This is a genomic window from Streptomyces sp. NPDC004610 (genome assembly GCF_040609715.1).
In the GTDB taxonomy this organism is placed as follows: Bacteria; Actinomycetota; Actinomycetes; order Streptomycetales; family Streptomycetaceae; genus Streptomyces.
This window is the reverse complement of sequence record NZ_JBEXLA010000008.1, coordinates 210,467-228,236: the sequence shown is the minus strand read 5'-3', so window position 1 is coordinate 228,236 and position 17,770 is coordinate 210,467. Positions and strand designations below refer to the sequence as shown.

Annotated in this window: 14 protein-coding genes, 1 pseudogene and 1 riboswitch; of the genes and pseudogenes, 11 read left to right on the top strand and 4 right to left on the bottom strand. The window is 72.5% G+C overall.

Annotated features, from left to right (window positions below; genetic code table 11):
* Positions 1–99: 99 nt before the first annotated feature.
* From shc to ABZX40_RS11620, 8 genes and pseudogenes are all read left to right on the top strand, one after another.
* On the top strand, positions 100–2,175 hold the full coding sequence (shc, locus tag ABZX40_RS11655) for a squalene--hopene cyclase (RefSeq protein ID WP_355741234.1): 2,076 nt from the start codon (positions 100–102) through the stop codon (positions 2,173–2,175).
* 758 nt (positions 2,176–2,933) lie between these two features.
* Positions 2,934–3,548 (top strand): 1-hydroxy-2-methyl-2-butenyl 4-diphosphate reductase, encoded by a 615-nt coding sequence (locus ABZX40_RS11650; protein ID WP_355741439.1) that lies wholly within the window; start codon positions 2,934–2,936, stop codon positions 3,546–3,548.
* Positions 3,549–3,553: 5 nt separating this feature from the next.
* Positions 3,554–4,576: an adenosyl-hopene transferase HpnH gene (hpnH, locus tag ABZX40_RS11645; protein WP_355741236.1), complete on the top strand. Its 1,023-nt coding sequence runs from the start codon at positions 3,554–3,556 to the stop codon at positions 4,574–4,576.
* 4 nt (positions 4,577–4,580) lie between these two features.
* Positions 4,581–4,814, top strand: coding sequence for a flavodoxin-dependent (E)-4-hydroxy-3-methylbut-2-enyl-diphosphate synthase (locus tag ABZX40_RS11640; protein ID WP_355741238.1), 234 nt, complete (start codon positions 4,581–4,583; stop codon positions 4,812–4,814).
* A 53-nt stretch (positions 4,815–4,867) separates the two neighbouring features.
* Positions 4,868–6,727, top strand: a pseudogene (dxs, locus tag ABZX40_RS11635) (1-deoxy-D-xylulose-5-phosphate synthase); the annotation flags it as partial.
* 257 nt (positions 6,728–6,984) lie between these two features.
* Entirely contained in the window at positions 6,985–8,394 is a 1,410-nt protein-coding gene (locus ABZX40_RS11630; protein WP_355741240.1) for an aspartate aminotransferase family protein, read from the top strand.
* A gap of 162 nt (positions 8,395–8,556) precedes the next feature.
* The gene (locus ABZX40_RS11625; RefSeq protein ID WP_355741441.1) at positions 8,557–9,171 is read left to right on the top strand and encodes an XRE family transcriptional regulator; all 615 of its coding nucleotides are present in this window, start codon (positions 8,557–8,559) and stop codon (positions 9,169–9,171) included.
* Positions 9,168–9,401 carry a DUF6126 family protein gene (locus tag ABZX40_RS11620; protein WP_355741242.1) on the top strand — a complete coding sequence of 78 codons (234 nt, stop codon included), beginning with the start codon at positions 9,168–9,170 and terminating at the stop codon, positions 9,399–9,401. The genes ABZX40_RS11625 and ABZX40_RS11620 overlap by 4 nt, the downstream gene beginning before the upstream one ends.
* A gap of 64 nt (positions 9,402–9,465) precedes the next feature.
* On the opposite strand, the gene ABZX40_RS11615 is transcribed toward ABZX40_RS11620, so the two are convergent.
* Positions 9,466–10,263, bottom strand: a complete 798-nt coding sequence (locus tag ABZX40_RS11615) for a tyrosine-protein phosphatase (RefSeq protein WP_355741244.1) — start codon at positions 10,261–10,263, stop codon at positions 9,466–9,468.
* A 451-nt stretch (positions 10,264–10,714) separates the two neighbouring features.
* Positions 10,715–10,912, top strand: a riboswitch (cyclic di-AMP (ydaO/yuaA leader).
* 4 nt (positions 10,913–10,916) lie between these two features.
* On the opposite strand from ABZX40_RS11615, the gene ABZX40_RS11610 reads away from it, so the two are divergent.
* Positions 10,917–11,903 carry a LysM peptidoglycan-binding domain-containing M23 family metallopeptidase gene (locus ABZX40_RS11610; protein ID WP_355741246.1) on the top strand — a complete coding sequence of 329 codons (987 nt, stop codon included), beginning with the start codon at positions 10,917–10,919 and terminating at the stop codon, positions 11,901–11,903.
* Positions 11,904–12,156: 253 nt separating this feature from the next.
* Positions 12,157–12,942: an SGNH/GDSL hydrolase family protein gene (locus ABZX40_RS11605; RefSeq protein WP_355741442.1), complete on the top strand. Its 786-nt coding sequence runs from the start codon at positions 12,157–12,159 to the stop codon at positions 12,940–12,942.
* Positions 12,943–12,965: 23 nt separating this feature from the next.
* On the opposite strand, the gene ABZX40_RS11600 is transcribed toward ABZX40_RS11605, so the two are convergent.
* Positions 12,966–13,565, bottom strand: a complete 600-nt coding sequence (locus ABZX40_RS11600; RefSeq protein WP_355741248.1) for a TetR/AcrR family transcriptional regulator — start codon at positions 13,563–13,565, stop codon at positions 12,966–12,968.
* A gap of 75 nt (positions 13,566–13,640) precedes the next feature.
* The gene (locus tag ABZX40_RS11595; protein ID WP_355741250.1) at positions 13,641–14,831 is read right to left on the bottom strand and encodes a Glu/Leu/Phe/Val dehydrogenase dimerization domain-containing protein; all 1,191 of its coding nucleotides are present in this window, start codon (positions 14,829–14,831) and stop codon (positions 13,641–13,643) included.
* A 217-nt stretch (positions 14,832–15,048) separates the two neighbouring features.
* Here ABZX40_RS11595 and ABZX40_RS11590 point away from each other — a divergent pair, with 217 nt between their 5' ends.
* Positions 15,049–16,302, top strand: a complete 1,254-nt coding sequence (locus tag ABZX40_RS11590; RefSeq protein WP_355741252.1) for an MBL fold metallo-hydrolase — start codon at positions 15,049–15,051, stop codon at positions 16,300–16,302.
* 225 nt (positions 16,303–16,527) lie between these two features.
* Here the strand turns inward: ABZX40_RS11590 and ABZX40_RS11585 are convergent, their stop codons facing one another.
* A complete protein-coding gene (locus tag ABZX40_RS11585; RefSeq protein WP_355741254.1) occupies positions 16,528–17,706 on the bottom strand; it encodes an ATP-binding protein in 1,179 nt (392 codons plus the stop codon).
* Between the last annotated feature and the right edge of the window lie 64 nt (positions 17,707–17,770).

The window sequence follows — 17,770 nt, the reverse complement described above, 5'->3', positions numbered from 1 at the left end:
CTCGCGTAGTCGCCGGCCGGTACAGCGAGCAGAGTGAGCGTACCGGCCGACGGCGGACCCAGCAGACGCACCGACTGCACACTGCACGAAGGGGAAGCCATGACAGCGACGACCGACGGAAGCACCGGGGCCCTGCCGCCCCGCGCTGCCGCGGCCAGCGAAAGCACCACCCCCGCGGCGACCGGGGTAGAGGACGCCGCCCGGCGCGCGACCCTGCGCGCCACCGATTTCCTCCTCTCGCTCCAGGACACCAACGGCTGGTGGAAGGGCGATCTGGAGACCAATGTGTCGATGGACGCCGAGGATCTGCTGCTGCGCCAGTTCCTCGGCATCCGTGACGAGGCCACCACCCGCGCCGCCGCCCTCTTCATCCGCGGCGAGCAGCGCGAGGACGGCACCTGGGCCACCTTCCTCGGCGGACCCGGCGAACTCTCCACCACCATCGAGGCGTACGTCGCCCTGCGGCTGGCCGGGGACCGGCCCGACGACCCGCACATGGCCAGGGCGTCCGCCTGGATCCGCGACCGGGGCGGCATCGCCGGGGCTCGCGTCTTCACCCGGATCTGGCTCGCCCTGTTCGGTTGGTGGAGATGGGACGACCTCCCCGAACTCCCCCCGGAGATCATCTACTTCCCGAAGTGGGTCCCGCTCAACATCTACGACTTCGGCTGCTGGGCCCGGCAGACGATCGTCCCCCTCACCATCGTCGGCGCCCAGCGCCCGGTGCGCCCCGCGCCGTTCCCGCTGGACGAACTGCACACCGACCCCACCCGCCCCAACCCGCTCCGGCCCCCCGCCCCGGCGGCCAGCTGGGACGGCTTCTTCCAGCGCCTCGACAAGGCCCTGCACGTCTACCGCAAGGTCGCCCCGCGCGCGGTGCGCCGGGCCGCCATGAACACCGCCGCCCGCTGGATCATCGAGCGCCAGGAGAACGACGGCGCCTGGGGCGGCATCCAGCCCCCCGCCGTCTACTCGATCATGGCCCTGCATCTGCTGGGCTACGACCTCGAACACCCGGTGATGCGGGCGGGCCTTGAGTCCCTGGACCGCTACGCCGTGTGGCGCGAGGACGGCGCCCGGATGATCGAGGCGTGCCAGTCCCCGGTCTGGGACACCTGCCTCGCCACCATCGCGCTCGCCGACGCCGGGGTCCCCGCCGACCATCCGCAACTGGTCAAGGCCGCCGACTGGATGCTCAGCGAGCAGATCGTCCGCCCCGGCGACTGGTCGGTGCGCCGCCCCGGACTGCCGCCCGGCGGCTGGGCGTTCGAGTTCCACAACGACAACTACCCCGACATCGACGACAGCGCCGAGGTGGTCCTCGCCCTGCGCCGGGTCCGCCACCCCGACCCCGAGCGGGTGGACAAGGCCGTCGCGCGCGGGGTGCGCTGGCAGCTCGGCATGCAGTCCAAGGACGGTGCCTGGGGCGCCTTCGACGTCGACAACACCAGCCCGTTCCCCAACAAGCTGCCGTTCTGCGACTTCGGCGAGGTCATCGACCCCCCCTCGGCGGATGTCACCGCGCATGTCGTGGAGATGCTCGCCGCGGAGGGGCTCACCCACGATCCGCGCACCCGGCGCGGCATCGCCTGGCTCCTCGCCGAACAGGAGGCGGACGGCTCCTGGTTCGGCCGCTGGGGCGTCAACTACATCTACGGCACCGGCTCCGTGGTGCCCGCCCTCACCGCCGCCGGCATCCCCGGCACCCACCCCGCGATCCGCCGGGCCGTGCGCTGGCTGGAGGTGGCGCAGAACGAGGACGGCGGCTGGGGCGAGGATCTGCGCTCCTACAGCGACACCAAGAGCTGGAGCGGCAAAGGCGCCTCCACCGCCTCGCAGACCGCCTGGGCCCTGATGGCGCTGCTCGCGGCGGGGGAGCGGGAGTCCGACGCCGTCGGGTCCGGGGTGCGCTGGCTGGCCGAGACCCAGAAGGAGGACGGCTCCTGGGACGAGCCGTACTTCACCGGCACCGGCTTCCCCTGGGACTTCTCCATCAACTACCACCTCTACCGCCAGGTCTTCCCGCTCACCGCGCTGGGCCGCTACGTCCACGGCGACCCGTTCGACACCCTCGTCCGCCGTCCCCCCGCCACCCGCTCCACCCCCGCGCGCCCCGCCCCGCTCACGGCCCCCGGCGTGGAGAAAGGCCAGCTCACCGGGGCCGGGGAGGGCTGATGACACACCTCGACGGAATGGGCCAGGGGCCCGACGAACGGGGTGACGGGGCGGGTGGGGTGGGGGGTGGCGGGGCCGGTGGGGCGGGGGGTGGCGGGGCTGGTGCGGTGACGGGTGAGGGGCGCGGTGCGGCGAGGGGCGATGGGTCGGGTGCGGCGACGGGTGAGGGGCATGGCGCGGCGCGGGGCGATGGGTCCGGTGCGGTGACGGGTGAGCGGCATGGTGAGCCGCTCGTCGTACGGGCCGGTCCCTCCGGCGCGTCTGGCGCGTCCGGCGCGTTCGGCCCCTCCGACAGCTCCGGCGCGTCTGGCCTCCCCGGCGCACCCGGCCCCTCCGACACCTCCGGTGCCGCCGACCCCTCCCGCAGCCCTGCCCACCGCCCTGCCCACCGCCCCGACGCGACGGGCGCCGGGTCCGGCGGTCAGGGCGAAGGGGCCGGTGCGGGAGGCCGCCGGTCGGGTGGGTCGGGTGAAGGCGTCGGCAGCGGCGGTCGCCGAGCCGGCGGGTCGGGTGAAGGTGCTGGAGTCGCAGACAGCCGGCCCGGCGGGTCGGGTGAAGGTGCCGACATCGGCGGTCGCCGGTCCGGCAGGCCGGGCACAGGTGCCGACGGCACCGGAACCCCCCGGCCCGGCGGATCACACGACGACCCCGGCACACGAAGTCACCGACCCGGCCGGACCGGCCAAGGGCCCGGCGGGCAGGGCCACCGATCCGGCCGGGCCGCCGCCGTCACCGCCGACCCGCCCGGAGGGCCCCCGCTGCTGATCGCCTGCGCGCTCGGCATCGAGCATCTCGCCCTGCGTCTGGGTGACCGCGGCGGAGCGAGCGGCCCCGTCACCGTGGTGCGCACCGGCATGGGGCCCAGGGCCGCCGAACGCTCCCTCGGCCAGATCCTCGCCGACCCGGCCCTGACCGGCGCCGCCGTCCTCGCCACCGGCTTCTGCGCCGGACTCGCCCCCGGCATGCACCCCGGTGACCTGGTGGTCGCCGAGGAGACCCGCGACCCGCGCGGCACGGTCGGCTGCGCGGGCACCGAGGCACTCGTCAGGGAACTCACCCGCGCACTGCCCGGCCGCCGGGTCCACACCGGCCCGCTGACCGGCTCCGACCATGTGGTCCGGGGTCCGGAGCGGTCCGCCCTGCGGGCCACCGGCGCCATCGCGGTCGACATGGAGTCCGCCGCCACGCTTCTGAGCGCCGTACGGGCGGGTGAGCGCCCGGTTGCGGCCGTCCGGGTGGTCGTGGACGCTCCAGAACATGAACTCGTCCGGATCGGCACGGTGCGCGGTGGAATATCAGCTTTCCGCGTGCTGCGTTCCGTACTACCGACTTTCTTCGAATGGCACCGTAATGTGCTGCTCCCCAGGAGGTGAGCCAGATGGCCATGCCGCTGCGCCAGTCCATCAAGGTCGCTACATACTTGGCCGAACAGAAGCTGCGCCGACGGGACAAGTTTCCGCTGATCGTGGAGCTTGAGCCGCTCTTCGCCTGCAATCTGAAGTGCGAGGGCTGCGGCAAGATCCAGCACCCGGCCGGAGTGCTCAAGCAGCGCATGCCGGTCGCGCAGGCCGTGGGCGCGGTGCTCGAATCGGGCGCCCCGATGGTGTCCATCGCCGGTGGCGAACCGCTGATGCACCCCCAGATCGACGAGATCGTCCGTCAGCTCGTGGCCAAGCGGAAGTACGTCTTCCTGTGCACCAACGCCATGCTGCTGCGCAAGAAGATGGACAAGTTCACCCCGTCGCCCTACTTCGCGTTCGCCGTCCACATCGACGGTCTGCGCGAACGGCACGACGAGTCGGTGGCCAAGGAGGGTGTCTTCGACGAGGCGGTGGCCGCCATCAAGGAGGCCAAGCAGCGCGGCTTCCGGGTCACCACCAACTCGACGTTCTTCAACACCGACACCCCGCAGACCATCGTCGAGGTGCTGAACTTCCTCAACGACGACCTCCAGGTCGACGAGATGATGATCTCCCCCGCCTACGCCTACGAGAAGGCGCCCGACCAGGAGCACTTCCTGGGCGTCGAGCAGACCCGGGAGCTGTTCAAGAAGGCGTTCTCCGGCGGCAACCGGCGCAAGTGGCGGCTCAACCACTCCCCGCTCTTCCTGGACTTCCTGGAGGGCAAGGTCGACTTCCCCTGCACCGCCTGGGCCATCCCCAACTACTCCCTCTTCGGCTGGCAGCGCCCCTGCTATCTGATGAGCGACGGCTACGTCCCGACGTACCGCGAACTCATCGAGAAGACCGACTGGGACAAGTACGGCCGGGGCAAGGACCCGCGCTGCGCCAACTGCATGGCGCACTGCGGCTACGAGCCCACCGCCGTCCTGGCCACCATGGGCTCCCTCAAGGAGTCGCTGCGGGCCATGCGCGAGACGGTCGGCGGGAATCGGGACTGACACCATGACCGCCATCTCCTTGGGCATCCCCGAGGTACCGGCCCGCCCGATCGCCGCGCGGCGTGTGTCGCGGCGGATCCAGGTCGGGCCGGTGGCGGTCGGCGGCGGGGCCCCGGTGTCGGCGCAGTCCATGACGACGACCCACACCTCGGACATCGGCGCCACGCTCCAGCAGATCGCCGAGCGGATGGAGCAGGACGGCGCCGCGCCGGGCGGGCCGGTCGTCACCGTGACCTGAGACAGCACAGCCGAACAGCAAGGCGGAACGGCACGGACCGAAGGGGGCCGAGCGTGACGCTTCTGGAGAGCATCCGGGGACCACGCGACCTGAAGGCGCTGACCGAGGCACAGCTCGTCCAACTCTCGGAAGAGATCAGGGAGTTCCTGGTGCAGGCGGTCGCCAGGACCGGCGGGCATCTCGGGCCCAATCTGGGCGTGGTCGAACTGACCGTCGCCCTGCACCGGGTCTTCGAGTCACCGCTCGACCGGATCGTCTGGGACACCGGCCACCAGAGCTATGTGCACAAACTGCTCACCGGCCGCCAGGACTTCTCCAAGCTGCGCGGCAAGGGCGGTCTGTCCGGCTACCCCGCACGCGAGGAGTCCGAGCACGACATCGTCGAGAACAGCCACGCCTCCACCTCGCTGGGCTGGGCCGACGGCCTCGCCAAGGCCCGCCAGGTGCGGGGCGGCACCGGCCAGGTCGTCGCGGTCATCGGCGACGGCGCCCTCACCGGCGGCATGGCCTGGGAGGCGCTCAACAACATCGCGGCGGCCCGCGACCGCCCCCTGATCATCGTCGTCAACGACAACGAACGCTCCTACGCCCCCACCATCGGCGGCCTCGCCGACCATCTGGCCACCCTGCGCACCACCGACGGCTACGAACGCGTCCTCGCCTGGGGCAAACACGCCCTCCAGCACACCCCCGTCATCGGCACCCCCGTCTACGAGGCCCTGCACGGCGCCAAGAAGGGCTTCAAGGACGCCTTCGCCCCGCAGGGCATGTTCGAGGACCTCGGCCTCAAGTACGTCGGCCCCGTCGACGGCCATGACATCCGTGCCGTCGAGTCCGCGCTGCGCCGCGCGAAACGCTTCCACGGCCCCGTCCTGGTGCACTGCATCACCGAGAAGGGCCGCGGCTACGAACCGGCGCTGGCCCACGAGGAGGACCACTTCCACACCGTCGGCGCGATGGACCCGCTCACCTGCGAGCCCCTCACCCCGTCCGGCGGCCCCTCCTGGACCTCCGTCTTCGGCGACGAGATCGTGGCGATCGGCGAGGAGCGCGAGGACATCGTCGCGATCACCGCGGCCATGCTCCACCCGGTCGGCCTCGCCGGGTTCGCCGAACGCTTCCCGGACCGCGTCTGGGACGTCGGGATCGCCGAGCAGCATGCGGCGGTCTCCGCGGCCGGGCTGGCCACCGGCGGACTGCACCCGGTCGTCGCCGTGTACGCGACCTTCCTCAACCGGGCCTTCGACCAATTGCTGATGGATGTCGCCCTGCACCGCTGCGGGGTCACCTTCGTCCTGGACCGGGCCGGGGTCACCGGCGCCGACGGCGCCTCCCACAACGGTATGTGGGACCTGTCCGTGCTCCAGGTCGTGCCCGGTCTGCGGATCGCCGCGCCCCGCGACGCCGACCAGCTCCGCGCCCAGCTCCGCGAGGCGGTCGAGGTGGACGACGCGCCCACCCTGGTCCGCTTCCCCAAGGAGTCCGTCGGCCCCTCCGTCCCGGCCGTCGACCGGATCGGCGGACTGGACGTCCTGCACCGCGCCGACCGGCCCGAGGTGCTGCTCGTGGCGGTCGGGGTGATGGCCCCCGTCTGCCTCCGGGCCGCCGAGTTGCTCGAAGCGCGCGGTATCGGCTGCACGGTGGTCGACCCGCGCTGGGTCAAACCCGTCGATCCCGAGCTGGCGCCGCTCGCCGCCCGGCACCGGCTGGTCGCGGTCGTCGAGGACAACAGCCGCGCCGCCGGGGTCGGCTCCGCGGTCGCCCTCGCGCTCGGCGACGCCGACGTGGACGTCCCCGTCCGACGCTTCGGCATCCCCGAGCAGTTCCTCGCCCACGCCAAACGCGGCGAGGTGCTGGCCGACATCGGTCTGACGCCGGTCGAGATCGCCGTCCGAATCGGCGCGAGCCTGGCCACGCAGGGCACGCGGGCCACGCAGGGCACGCAGGGCACGCAGGCCACGCAGGGCACGCCCGGCGCACCGGGAACGCCGGGGACCGCGATGACCGCAATGGCCGCGCGGGACGGCTCCCGGAAGCCGACGACCGCGCCGACCCCGCCGACCCCGCAGGAGGACAGCGCCCGCACCCCGAAGACCCCCCAGAACGGCACCCCCCGTACCCCCACCCATACCCGAACCCGTACGAACACCCCCGCCGAGGAGACCCCCCGATGACCACCGCCGGACGCGCCCCCGGCGCCGGGGAGTTCGACCTCGCCGCGCTGCTGGCCGAGCGCGGGGCCGAGCGCTACGAGCTGCACACCCGGTACCTCAACCACCAGCTCCCGCGCATGCTGCACACCATCGGCTTCGACAAGGTCTACGAGCGCGCCGAGGGCGCCTACTTCTACGACACCGAGGGCGCCGACTACCTCGACATGCTCGCCGGGTTCGGGGTGATGGGCCTCGGCCGCCACCACCCGGTGATCCGCAAGGCGCTGCACGCCGTCCTGGACGCCGATCTCGCCGACCTCACCCGCTTCGACTGCCCCCCGCTGCCCGGACTGCTCGCCGAACGGCTGCTGGCGCACAGCCCGCACCTGGACCGGGTCTTCTTCGGCAACAGCGGCACCGAGGCGGTGGAGACCGCGCTGAAGTTCGCCCGCCGGGCCACCGGCCGGCGCCGGATCCTGTACTGCGACCACGCCTTCCACGGGCTGACCACCGGCTCCCTCTCCGTCAACGGCGAGGACGGCTTCCGGGACGGCTTCGCCCCGCTGCTGCCCGACACCGCCGTACCGCTCGGCGATCTCGACGCGCTGGCGCGCGAGCTGAGGAAGGGCGATGTGGCCGCCCTGATCGTCGAACCGATCCAGGGCAAGGGCGTGCACGCGGCCCCGCCCGGCTATCTGCGTGCCGCCCAGGACCTGCTGCACCGGCACAAGGCGCTGCTGATCGCCGACGAGGTGCAGACCGGCCTCGGCCGCACCGGCGACTTCTACGCCCACCAGCACGAGGACGGCGTCGAGCCGGACCTGGTCTGTGTCGCCAAGGCGCTGTCCGGCGGCTATGTGCCGGTCGGGGCGACCCTGGGCCGGGACTGGATCTTCAAGAAGGTCTACTCCTCCATCGATCGGGTGCTGGTGCACTCGGCGAGCTTCGGCGGCAACGCCCAGGCCATGGCGGCGGGCCTCGCCGTGCTGTCGGTGATGGAGCACGAGCAGATCGTGGCGAACGCGCGGGCCACCGGCGATCTGCTGCGCACCCGGCTCGCGGCCCTGGTGGACAGATACGAGCTGCTCGCCGATGTGCGGGGGCGGGGGCTGATGGTCGGCATCGAATTCGGGCGGCCCACCTCGCTGGGGCTGCGCAGCCGCTGGACGATGCTCCAGGCGGCCCGCAAGGGGCTCTTCGCGCAGATGGTGGTGGTCCCGCTGCTCCAGCGCCACCGGATCCTCACCCAGGTCTCCGGCGACCATCTGGAGGTGATCAAGCTGATCCCGCCGCTGACCATCGGGGAGCGGGAGGTGGACCGGTTCGTCGCCGCCTTCACGGACGTCATGGACGACGCCCACAACGGCGGCGGACTCATCTGGGACTTCGGCCGCACCCTGGTGAAGCAGGCGGTGGCCAACCGGTGACGGCCGGTATCACCCCCCCCGGCACCCCCGCATCCATCCGTCGCGCTTCTTGTCTCTGAGGCAAGCAATTTGCCTCGGAGGTAATTCTCGGGCTGAATGGAGGGCATGACCCCTCCAGAGACCGACCCGGAGCACGGGACCGACCGCGAGCCGGAGCCCGATATGGAGCCCGGTACCGAACCCGGTACCGCCGAGCCGCTCCCGGCCGTCGCCCCGCAGCTGCGCGCCCTGCGCCGCCGGGCCTCGCTCACCCTGGAGGCCGCGGCGCGGGCCGCCGGACTGTCCCCCGCCCATCTCTCCCGCCTGGAGACCGGCGGACGCCAGCCCTCCCTGCCCATGCTGCTCGCCCTGGCCCGTGTCTACGGTACGACGGTCTCCGAGGTGCTCGGCGAGACGGTCCCCGACCGGGACGCCGTGGTCCGCGGCGGCCATATGGACCCGACCGAGGCCGGCGGCTGGACCTACTGGCAGACCGGCGCCCCCGGCCGTGCCATGCAGGCGCTGCGGGTCAGGGTGCCCCATGGCTCCCAGGGCGACATCGTTCGCGTGCACCCCGGCGAGGAGTGGCTCTACGTCCTCAAGGGGCGGCTGCGGCTGCGCCTCGGGGACGCCGGGCACCAGCTCGGTCCCGGGGACAGCGCCCACTTCGACTCGCTCACCCCGCACCGGATCGCCGCCCGCGATCCGGAGGGGGTCGAGCTGCTGTTCGTCCACACCCTCTTGCAGAGCCCCACGGCCGCGCTGTGCCTCGGCCCGATCACGGGAGAAACGCGATGAGCGAGATCAGCGGAACCAGCGAGATCAGCGGGACCAGTGGGACCAGCGGAGTCAGTGAGGCCACCGGCGCCCCCGCCGTCCCGGCCGCCGGGCCCGTCCAGCCCGTCAAGCCCGCCAAGGTCAAGGAGAAGAGCTACCCCGGCATCTGGATCCGACTGTTCATCTATGTCGCGGTCGGGCATGTCTTCGCCGCGTTCCTCTATCTGCTGTTCGAGGTCGGCGCGAAGTAGACGGGACCCGCGGCGGCCGGGCGCTGCTCAGCCGCCCGTCCGCACGCCTGCCCGTCCGGCGGTGTCAGCCCACCAACCGCTCCCGGAGCCGCTCACGGGTCTCCGGGGTGAGCTTCAGCCCCCGCTCCAGATACGGTTCGACACCGCCCCAGGTCTCCTCGATGGTCTCGAAGGCCGCCGTCAGATACTCGGCGCGCGCGTCGAAGAGCGGACTGAGCAGCTCCATGATCTCGGGGGTGTAGGCGGTCGCGGCGTCGCCGCCGCGGCGCACCTTGTAGCGGCGGTGCTTGGCGTTGGACTTCAGATAGTCCGCGAAGACCGCCTCCCGCTCCACCCCCACCGCCAGCAGGGTCACCGCGATCGACAGCCCCGCGCGGTCCTTGCCCGCCGCGCAGTGCATCAGGGCCGGGACACTGTCCTCGGCGAGCGCGTGCAGCACCCGGGAGTGCTCACCCGTGCGCTCGACGACGATCCTGCGGTACGAGTCGATCATCCGGCCCGCCGCCCGGCCCTCGGAGAGGATCTCCCGGAGCTGCTCCACCTCGCCGTCCCGGACCATCGCCCAGAACTCCGCCCCCTCCGCCGGGTCGCTCAGCGGCATGTTCACATTGCGCACGCCGGGCAGCTCGACATCCCGGCCCTCCAGGCCCCGGTCGGCGAGGTTGCGGAAGTCGAAGATGGTGTGCAGTCCGAGACCGCTCAGAAAAGCGGCGTCCTCGGCGGTGGCGTGCGCGAGATGGCCGCTGCGGAACAGCACCCCGTACCGCACCCGGCGGCCGTCCACGGTCGGCAGTCCGCCGACATCGCGGAAATTGCGGATTCCGGCCAGTTCGGGCTCGGTCGACGGGACCTGCTGCGTCACGGGGGCTCCTCCCAGTCGGCTCGCCTGCCCGGCTCCGTCGCCGGGTGGCAGCTGCCCTTCGACGATACGACATGACGAAACGGCCTAAAGGCGGGCAAAGAAGGCGGTCCGCCCCCTCGCCTCCCCCTCACCGCCCGATGCACCACTTCTCCTTCTGTGCCGTATCTGGGATTTCTGTCCGAATTGACATTCTTCATTACCTTGAATCCAACTCGTAAGGGAATAAAGGAAGCTGGAGCGGTGTCACGTGAGCAGCGTCATATCCGTGACCGTCTGTCGCCCGTCATGCTCACGTAATCAGTCCCGTTTTCATGGGCCCTTGAGTGATTCGACAGGTGGAAATGCGACGGAGGGTGACCGGCAAATACCACCATGGATCAAGAAGAGGGCCTTCGGGTGGAACCCCTTGCTTGTCCCTGCGCGTCTTGGTCGCTTACGTTCGCCACCGCATCCGGATGGAACGCCGAATCCTGCCGCTGTCCGGACCACGCACCCAACCCACCCGTGTACGGCAGGAGCGGGGGACCCACAGGACTCAACGCCTGTTCCGGTCTCCGGAACGGCTAGGGGTTTAGTCGCGTTCCCCCACGCGGCCGGGCATCTCCAGCTCGCACCCGACAGCTCACCTCGCAGGCGCCGGAGAGGAATTCACCATGCCCGCGAAGGGTAAGCACCGCCGTCCCCGGAGCCTGCGTTTTACGCGCTCCCTCGCCGTCGCCGGAACCGGCGGCGCCGCACTCGCCCTCCCGCTGATGGGTGCCGCCGGCGCCCACGCGGCCCCCGGCCAGTCCGTTCCCCAGAAGCCGGTGGAAGCCGTCACCGCGGCGCCCAACGCGGTGCCGCAGCAGACCGTCACCCGGATCGCCGACCAGAAGTCCGCGGCCCCGCAGACCAGCACCCGGACCTACTCCGTCAAGGTCGGCGACTATCTCTCGAAGATCGCCGACGAGCAGGACGTCAGCGGCGGCTGGCAGACCCTCTACGCCGACAACCGCGAGGCCGTGGGCGGCGACCCGTCGCTCATCCACCCCGGCCTCAAGCTGACCCTCGGCGGCAAGGCGTCCGGCGGCTCCACCGAGCAGCCGGCGAAGACCGAGCGGACCGAGAAGACCGACGAGACCCCCGCGACGGAACCGTCCGGCTCCTCCTCGGACGCCTCGGACGAGACCGGCACCCGGTCCTCGTCCTCCGGGGCCTCGGACACCGCCGCCCAGGCCCCGGCGTCGTCCTCGGGCGCCAGCCTCCCGGTCGCGAGCGGCGGCGTGGGCACCGCGTACCGCCAGTCCGGCAGCATGTGGTCCAGCGGCTACCACACCGGTGTCGACTTCTCCGTCCCGACCGGCACCTCGCTCAAGGCCGTCGGCGCCGGCACGGTCGTCTCGGCGGGCTGGGGCGGCGCGTACGGCAACGAGGTCGTCATCCGGCTCGCCGACGGCTACTACGCCCAGTACGCCCACCTCTCCTCGCTGTCCGTCTCGCAGGGCCAGTCGGTGAGCGCCGGACAGCAGATCGGCCTCTCCGGCGCGACCGGCAACGTCACCGGCCCGCATCTGCACTTCGAGATCCGCACCGGGCCGGGCTACGGCTCCGATGTCGACCCCATCGCCTATCTGCGGGGCAAGGGCCTCTCCCTCGGCTGAGGCACCCGCCGCCGCGCGCACCGCTCCGAAGGCCGGACCCCCCACCCCCGGGTCCGGCCTTCGGCGTGTCCGGCACCACCCCGGAACCGACATCTGACGATCCATCGGACATCGAGGTATTCCGCAATTGACCAAGGTTTGGTCCGTGGCTTTTGTCACCGCCCGTCAACCCCTTATTACGGTCGCGTAGCTCACATTCGAAGGGGAATCATGGGGCGATGTGGCAGACGATTCGAAGAATGACACCAGATCAGTGATCGGGTCGTACGTGGCGGTGGGGGACAGCTTCACCGAGGGCGTGGGCGATCCCGGCCCCGACGGGGCGTTCGTCGGCTGGGCCGACCGGTTCGCGGTACTCCTCGCGGACCGGCGCCCGGAAGGCGACTTCGACTACACCAACCTCGCGGTGCGGGGCAGGCTGCTCGACCGGATCGTGACGGACCAGGTGCCGAGAGCCGCGGCTCTCGCGCCCGACCTGATCTCCTTCTGCGCGGGCGGCAACGACATCCTCCGGCCGGGCAGCGACCCGGACGACGTGGCCGAGCGTTTCGAGCGCGCGGTCGCCGTCCTCACCGAGGTGGCCGGTACCGTCCTCGTGACCACCGGCTTCGACACCCGCGGGGTGCCGCTGCTCAAGCATCTGCGCGGCAAGATAGCGACCTACAACGGACATGTCCGGGCGGTGGCCGACCGGTACGGCTGCCCGGTGCTCGACCTGTGGTCCCTGAAGTCCGTCCAGGACCGCCGGGCCTGGGACGACGACCGACTGCACCTCTCGCCCGAGGGCCACACCCGCGTGGCCCTGCGGGCCGGTCAGACCCTCGGCGTGGACATCCCGGCCGACCCCGAACAGCCCTGGCCCCCGCGACCACCGCGCGGCACCCTGGACGTCCGCCGCGACGATGTCCACTGGGCCCGTGAGTACCTGGTGCCCTGGATCGGCCGCCGACTGCGCGGCGAGTCCTCCGGCGACCATGTCACCGCCAAGGGCGCGCTGTCCCCGGACGACATCAGAACGCGCATCGCGTCGGTGGCCTGACCGTCCTACAGGTCGGGTGGGTCCTACGGGTTCGGCAGGTCCAGCTCGCGGGCGAGGGCCTCGTCGACCCACCGCTGGGCGCGGGCGCGGGGGACCGCGCCCGCGTACGACGTGAGCTGGACGGCGAGACCGTCGAGCAGCGCCGTCAGCCGCAGCGCGGCGGACATGGGGTCGGCGCAGCGGAACTCCCCGGCGGCCACCCCCTCCGCGATCACCTCGGCGAGCGCCGCCTTCCACTGGCGGTCCAGCTCACGGGTGACCTCCGCCAGCGCCGGTTCGCGCAGCGCCACCGCCCAGCCCTCGATCCACAGCCGCCAGCCCTTGGCCGGTCCGGTGGGGGCGTACCAGCGCACCGCCGACCGCAGCCGGCGCAGGGCGCTGGTCCGGCGGCCGAGCAGCTTGCGCAGCTGGGCGAGGTCGTCCTGCGCGGCATGGGTGAAGGCGGCGGCGACCAGCTTCTCCTTGGTGGAGAAGTGGTACAGCACGAGCGCGTTGCTCACCCCGAGCGCCGAGGCCACATCGGCGATCCGTACCGCCGCGACCCCGCGTTCCTCGATCTGTCCGACGGCGGCCCGCAACATCTCCTCACGCCGCTCCGCCACGCTCAACCGCACTCTCGCCATGGCGGCCCACCCTATCGCCCGCCACCGTCGCCCCGACGGCCGCGCGGCCCCGTCGCCGCCGCCCCGCCGGAACCGTCAGCGGTACCAGCCGTACCGCTCCGCGATCACCGGCAGCCGTTCCGCGACGATCGCGTGGGCGGCGGCGCGCGGGGTCGTGCCGTCCCGCTCCGCGCGGGTCAGCATCAGCTCGACCAGCGCGCGCAGGGAGCGCCGGGTGTGCCGCAGCGCCCCCTCGGCGTCCGGGCCGATGTCCCCGAACAGGGTCCACCACCACCAGGCGTTGGTACCGGAGTTCACCACGACATCGGGCAGTACGGTGATGCCCCGCGCGGCGAGCAGTTCCTCGGCCGCCGCCGTCACCGGCATGTTGGCCGCCTCCACGATCCAGCGGGCGGTGATCCGGTGCTGGTTCGTGGTGTCGATCGCGTAGGACACGGCGGCGGGGACCAGGACGTCCACATCGGCGGCCAGCCAGGCGTCCCCGGGCAGCTCAAGGTCGCCGGGGCGCAGCGCCGCCCGGTCCACCGTGCCGTACCCGTCCCGGGCCGCGAGCAACGCCTCCACGTCCAGCCCGGCCGGATGGGCGACCGTGCCCAACACATCGGCGACGGCGGTCACGGCCAGCCCCGCGCGGGCCAGGAACCGCGCGGTGGCCCCGCCCATCGTGCCGAGCCCCTGCACCGCCACCCGGGTACCGGCGTACGGCACCCCGGCGCGGTCCAGTGCCGCGAGGGCGGCCTCGGCGACCCCGCAGCCGCCGACCAGCTCGTCCAGCCCGATGCCGTCCACCTCCACGGCGAAGGCGTCCGAGAGTCGGCGGCGCGCGGCGGGCCCGTCGTCCAGCAGTGGGTGCACCGCCTGCACCGAGGACTCCAGCCCCGCCTCCGCCACCGCCCGGTCCACCAGGTCCTGGGTCAGCCCCAGATCCTCCCCGGTGGTCCAGAAGCTCTCGATGTACGGCCGCATCGCCCGCAGATAGCGCACCAGCACCCCATAGGCGTCCGGGGAGCGGGGATCGCAGTCGATACCGCCCTTGGCGCCGCCGAGCGGCACATAGCGCGCCCCGGGGTCGTAGTGCAGCGCCTCTTTCATGGTCATGCCACGGGCGAGGCCGGTCACCTCGTCCAGGGTGCAGCCCTCGCGCATCCGCAGCCCGCCGCTGGACACCCCCCGCACCAGCCGGTCGACCACCAGATAGCCCGCCCGGCCGGTGACATGGTCGGACCAGGTGAGCGAGAGCAGAGGGCCGGCGTGGGGGGCTGACATGGGGGTGCTCTCCTTCGAGGTGTGCCGCACGGTGCTGCTCGGCGGTGGCGCGCTGCCGTGCCGCCGTACTGTCGTACTGAACTGTTGAACTGAATGACGTCCTGAATGACGTACTGAATGACTGGTCAGTATCGAAGCGAGGGGCGGGCAGCGTCAATCGGCGTTGTCACAGGGGGCGACCATAATGGAGGTCTCAGCGACTCCACCTGGAGGTAATGTGGCCGGCTTCCGTTCCCCGGACCCGGGGCTCCGCGCACTGCGGCCCGAGGCGTTCGGCGCGGACCCGAGCGGCGAGCGTCTGGCGCGCATCCGTAGATCGCCCCACTTCAGGGACGGTGTCTTCCAGAACCCGGGCGGTGTGGCCCGCACCAGCCCGTCGTCCCTGCTCGGCTTCGCGAAGCAGTACTTCGACGGGGACGCCCGGCGCCGCCGCTCCCCGTCCGCCCCCATCCCGGTGCACGCCACCACCCTCGCCGACCTCGCCCGGCCCCCCGCCTCCGGCCTCCGGCTGACCTGGATGGGCCACTCCAGCGTGCTCGCCGAGATCGACGGCGCCCGGGTGCTCTTCGACCCGGTCTGGGGCGAGCGCTGCTCCCCCTTCCCGTTCGCCGGACCCAGACGGCTGCACCCGGCCCCGCTCCCGCTCACCGCGCTCGGCCCGGTCGATGTGATCGTCATCTCCCACGACCACTACGACCATCTGGACCTGCCCACGATCAAGACGCTGGCGGGCACGGACACCGTGTTCGCCGTCCCGCTCGGCGTCGGCGCCCACCTCGAACGCTGGGGCATCGCCCCGGACCGGCTGCGCGAGCTGGACTGGCACGAGTCGACCGGGATCGCCGGTCTCACCCTCACCGCCACTCCGGCCCGCCACTTCTGCGGACGCGGGCTGCGCAACACCCAGCACACCCTCTGGGCGTCCTGGTCCGTCGCCGGTGACCGGCACCGCATATTCCACAGCGGTGACACCGGCTACTTCGAGGGCTTCCGGGACATCGGCGCGGCCCACGGCCCGTTCGACGCCACGATGATCCAGCTGGGTGCCTACAGCGAGTTCTGGCCCGACATCCATATGACGCCCGAGGAGGCACTGCGGGCCCATCTCGACCTCCAGGGCGGCAGCCCCGGCGGTGTTCTGCTGCCCATCCACTGGGGCACCTTCAACCTCGCCGGGCACCCCTGGGCGGAGCCCGCCGAGTGGACCGCCGACGCGACCGAGGCCGCGGGTCAGCGGGCCGCGTTCCCGCAGCCCGGCCGGCCTTTTGAACCGGAGGGCGCGCTGCCCACCGAGCGCTGGTGGCGCGCGGTGTCCGCGCGCATCGACCGGCCCTGGCGGGAGCGGGCCGGATCCCCGGCGGGGACCGGGGGCACGGCGACGGACGCCGGTGCGGATCCGGAGACGCCGGGGACGCCGGGTACGCCTGGTACGGGGACCCGGGGCGGCCTCGATCTGGCCGGGGACAGGTGAGGTAGGGGGCCGTCGGGCGGGCCGGGTTCGTTTCAGGGGTCCGGCCCGCTCGCTCAGCTCCGGTCGTCGGCCGGTGCTCCGGGGTGCAGGGGGTGCGCGAGGCTGCCGGGGCCCACGCGGGCTTCCGGCCTGGGGCGGGTCGGGGTCCAGGACGGGTCGGCCCGGTGGACGGCGGGGTGGGCTGCCCGGTGGACTGCGGAGTGGACTGCGGAGTGGGGGCGGGGCTCAGTGCCCTGGGGTCGGAGCATGGTGTTCATCCTTCGGCCTGGTGGGGGATGGGCCGGTGGCGGTCTCAAGGTGGTCCGGCACCGCTGAGTGCGGCGCACTGCGCGCGGGGACCCCGGCCGGGGTGGGCCGCACGGTGTCGCGGGGGTTGCCGGCCGGTGCGCGGTCGTGGGGGAGGGCCGTCGATGCGGGGGTGGTCATGGTCGCGGGGGCGGTCGTCGACGCGGGGGCGGTGCCCCGGATTCGCTCCGGCGCTGCGGCGGGGGCGGCTGGAACCGGGGTGGTCGGAGCCGCCGGGCCCGATGGGATCGCCGGGCCCGCCGGGATGGGGATCGCCGGGGCCGCATGGACCGGGGTGACTGGGGCCGCATGGACGGGGACCGGGGCCGCCGGAGCCGCCGGGGCCGGGATCGCCGGGGCGGCTGAGTCCGGGACCACCGGAACGGGCATCGCCGGAACGGGGACCGCCGGGACCGGGCTCGCCGGCCTCTCCGGGGTCGTCCGGACCACCTGAACGGGGCTCTCCGGGGTCGCCCGGACCACCCCGACGCCCGTCGCCAACTCCGCCCACACGATCAGACCACCACCGTCCGCCGTGGTCCCGATGCCCCACTCCGCGCTCACCGCGGCGACCAGCAGCAGACCGCGTCCGCTCTGGTCGTCGGGCGCCGAGCAGCGGGGCGTGGGCAGGGCGGCACAGCGGTTCTGGTCCTCCACCTCGATCCGCAGCGTCGTCGCGGTCCGGCGCAGCCGGTACACCACGTACTCGCTCGCCGAGTGGGTCACCGCGTTGGTCACCAGTTCCGAGGTGACGACGATCGCGTCGTCCTGGATCTCGTCGGCTATGTGCCAGGCGTCCAGCTGGGCCCGGACACGGCGACGGGCCGCGCCGACGGACGCCGGGACGGCCGGGAGGGTGAACGCGTCCGATAAGCGTGCCGCGGTCTCCCCGGCGGGGTGGGACGCGGGGGAGGGGTGATCCCCGGAGGCGAGGCGGTCGGGGCACGGGTCCCCAGGGAGTTGACCGGCGAACTCGCCTCCGGGTGGTTCTGGAGCACGCGTGTGCTCACGCGCGCCGCCGTGCGCGTCGTCATGCGGGCGCCTGCTCGCGGGCACCGCTCTCAGCAAGCCGGACAGGGGCAGTTGTGCCGGCGGGTGGGGGAGGTAGGGCGAAGCCATCGCCGCACGCCTTTCGTCTGCCATGTGCCCGGGGCCTTACCGGAGTCGCACCATGGGCCCGGCC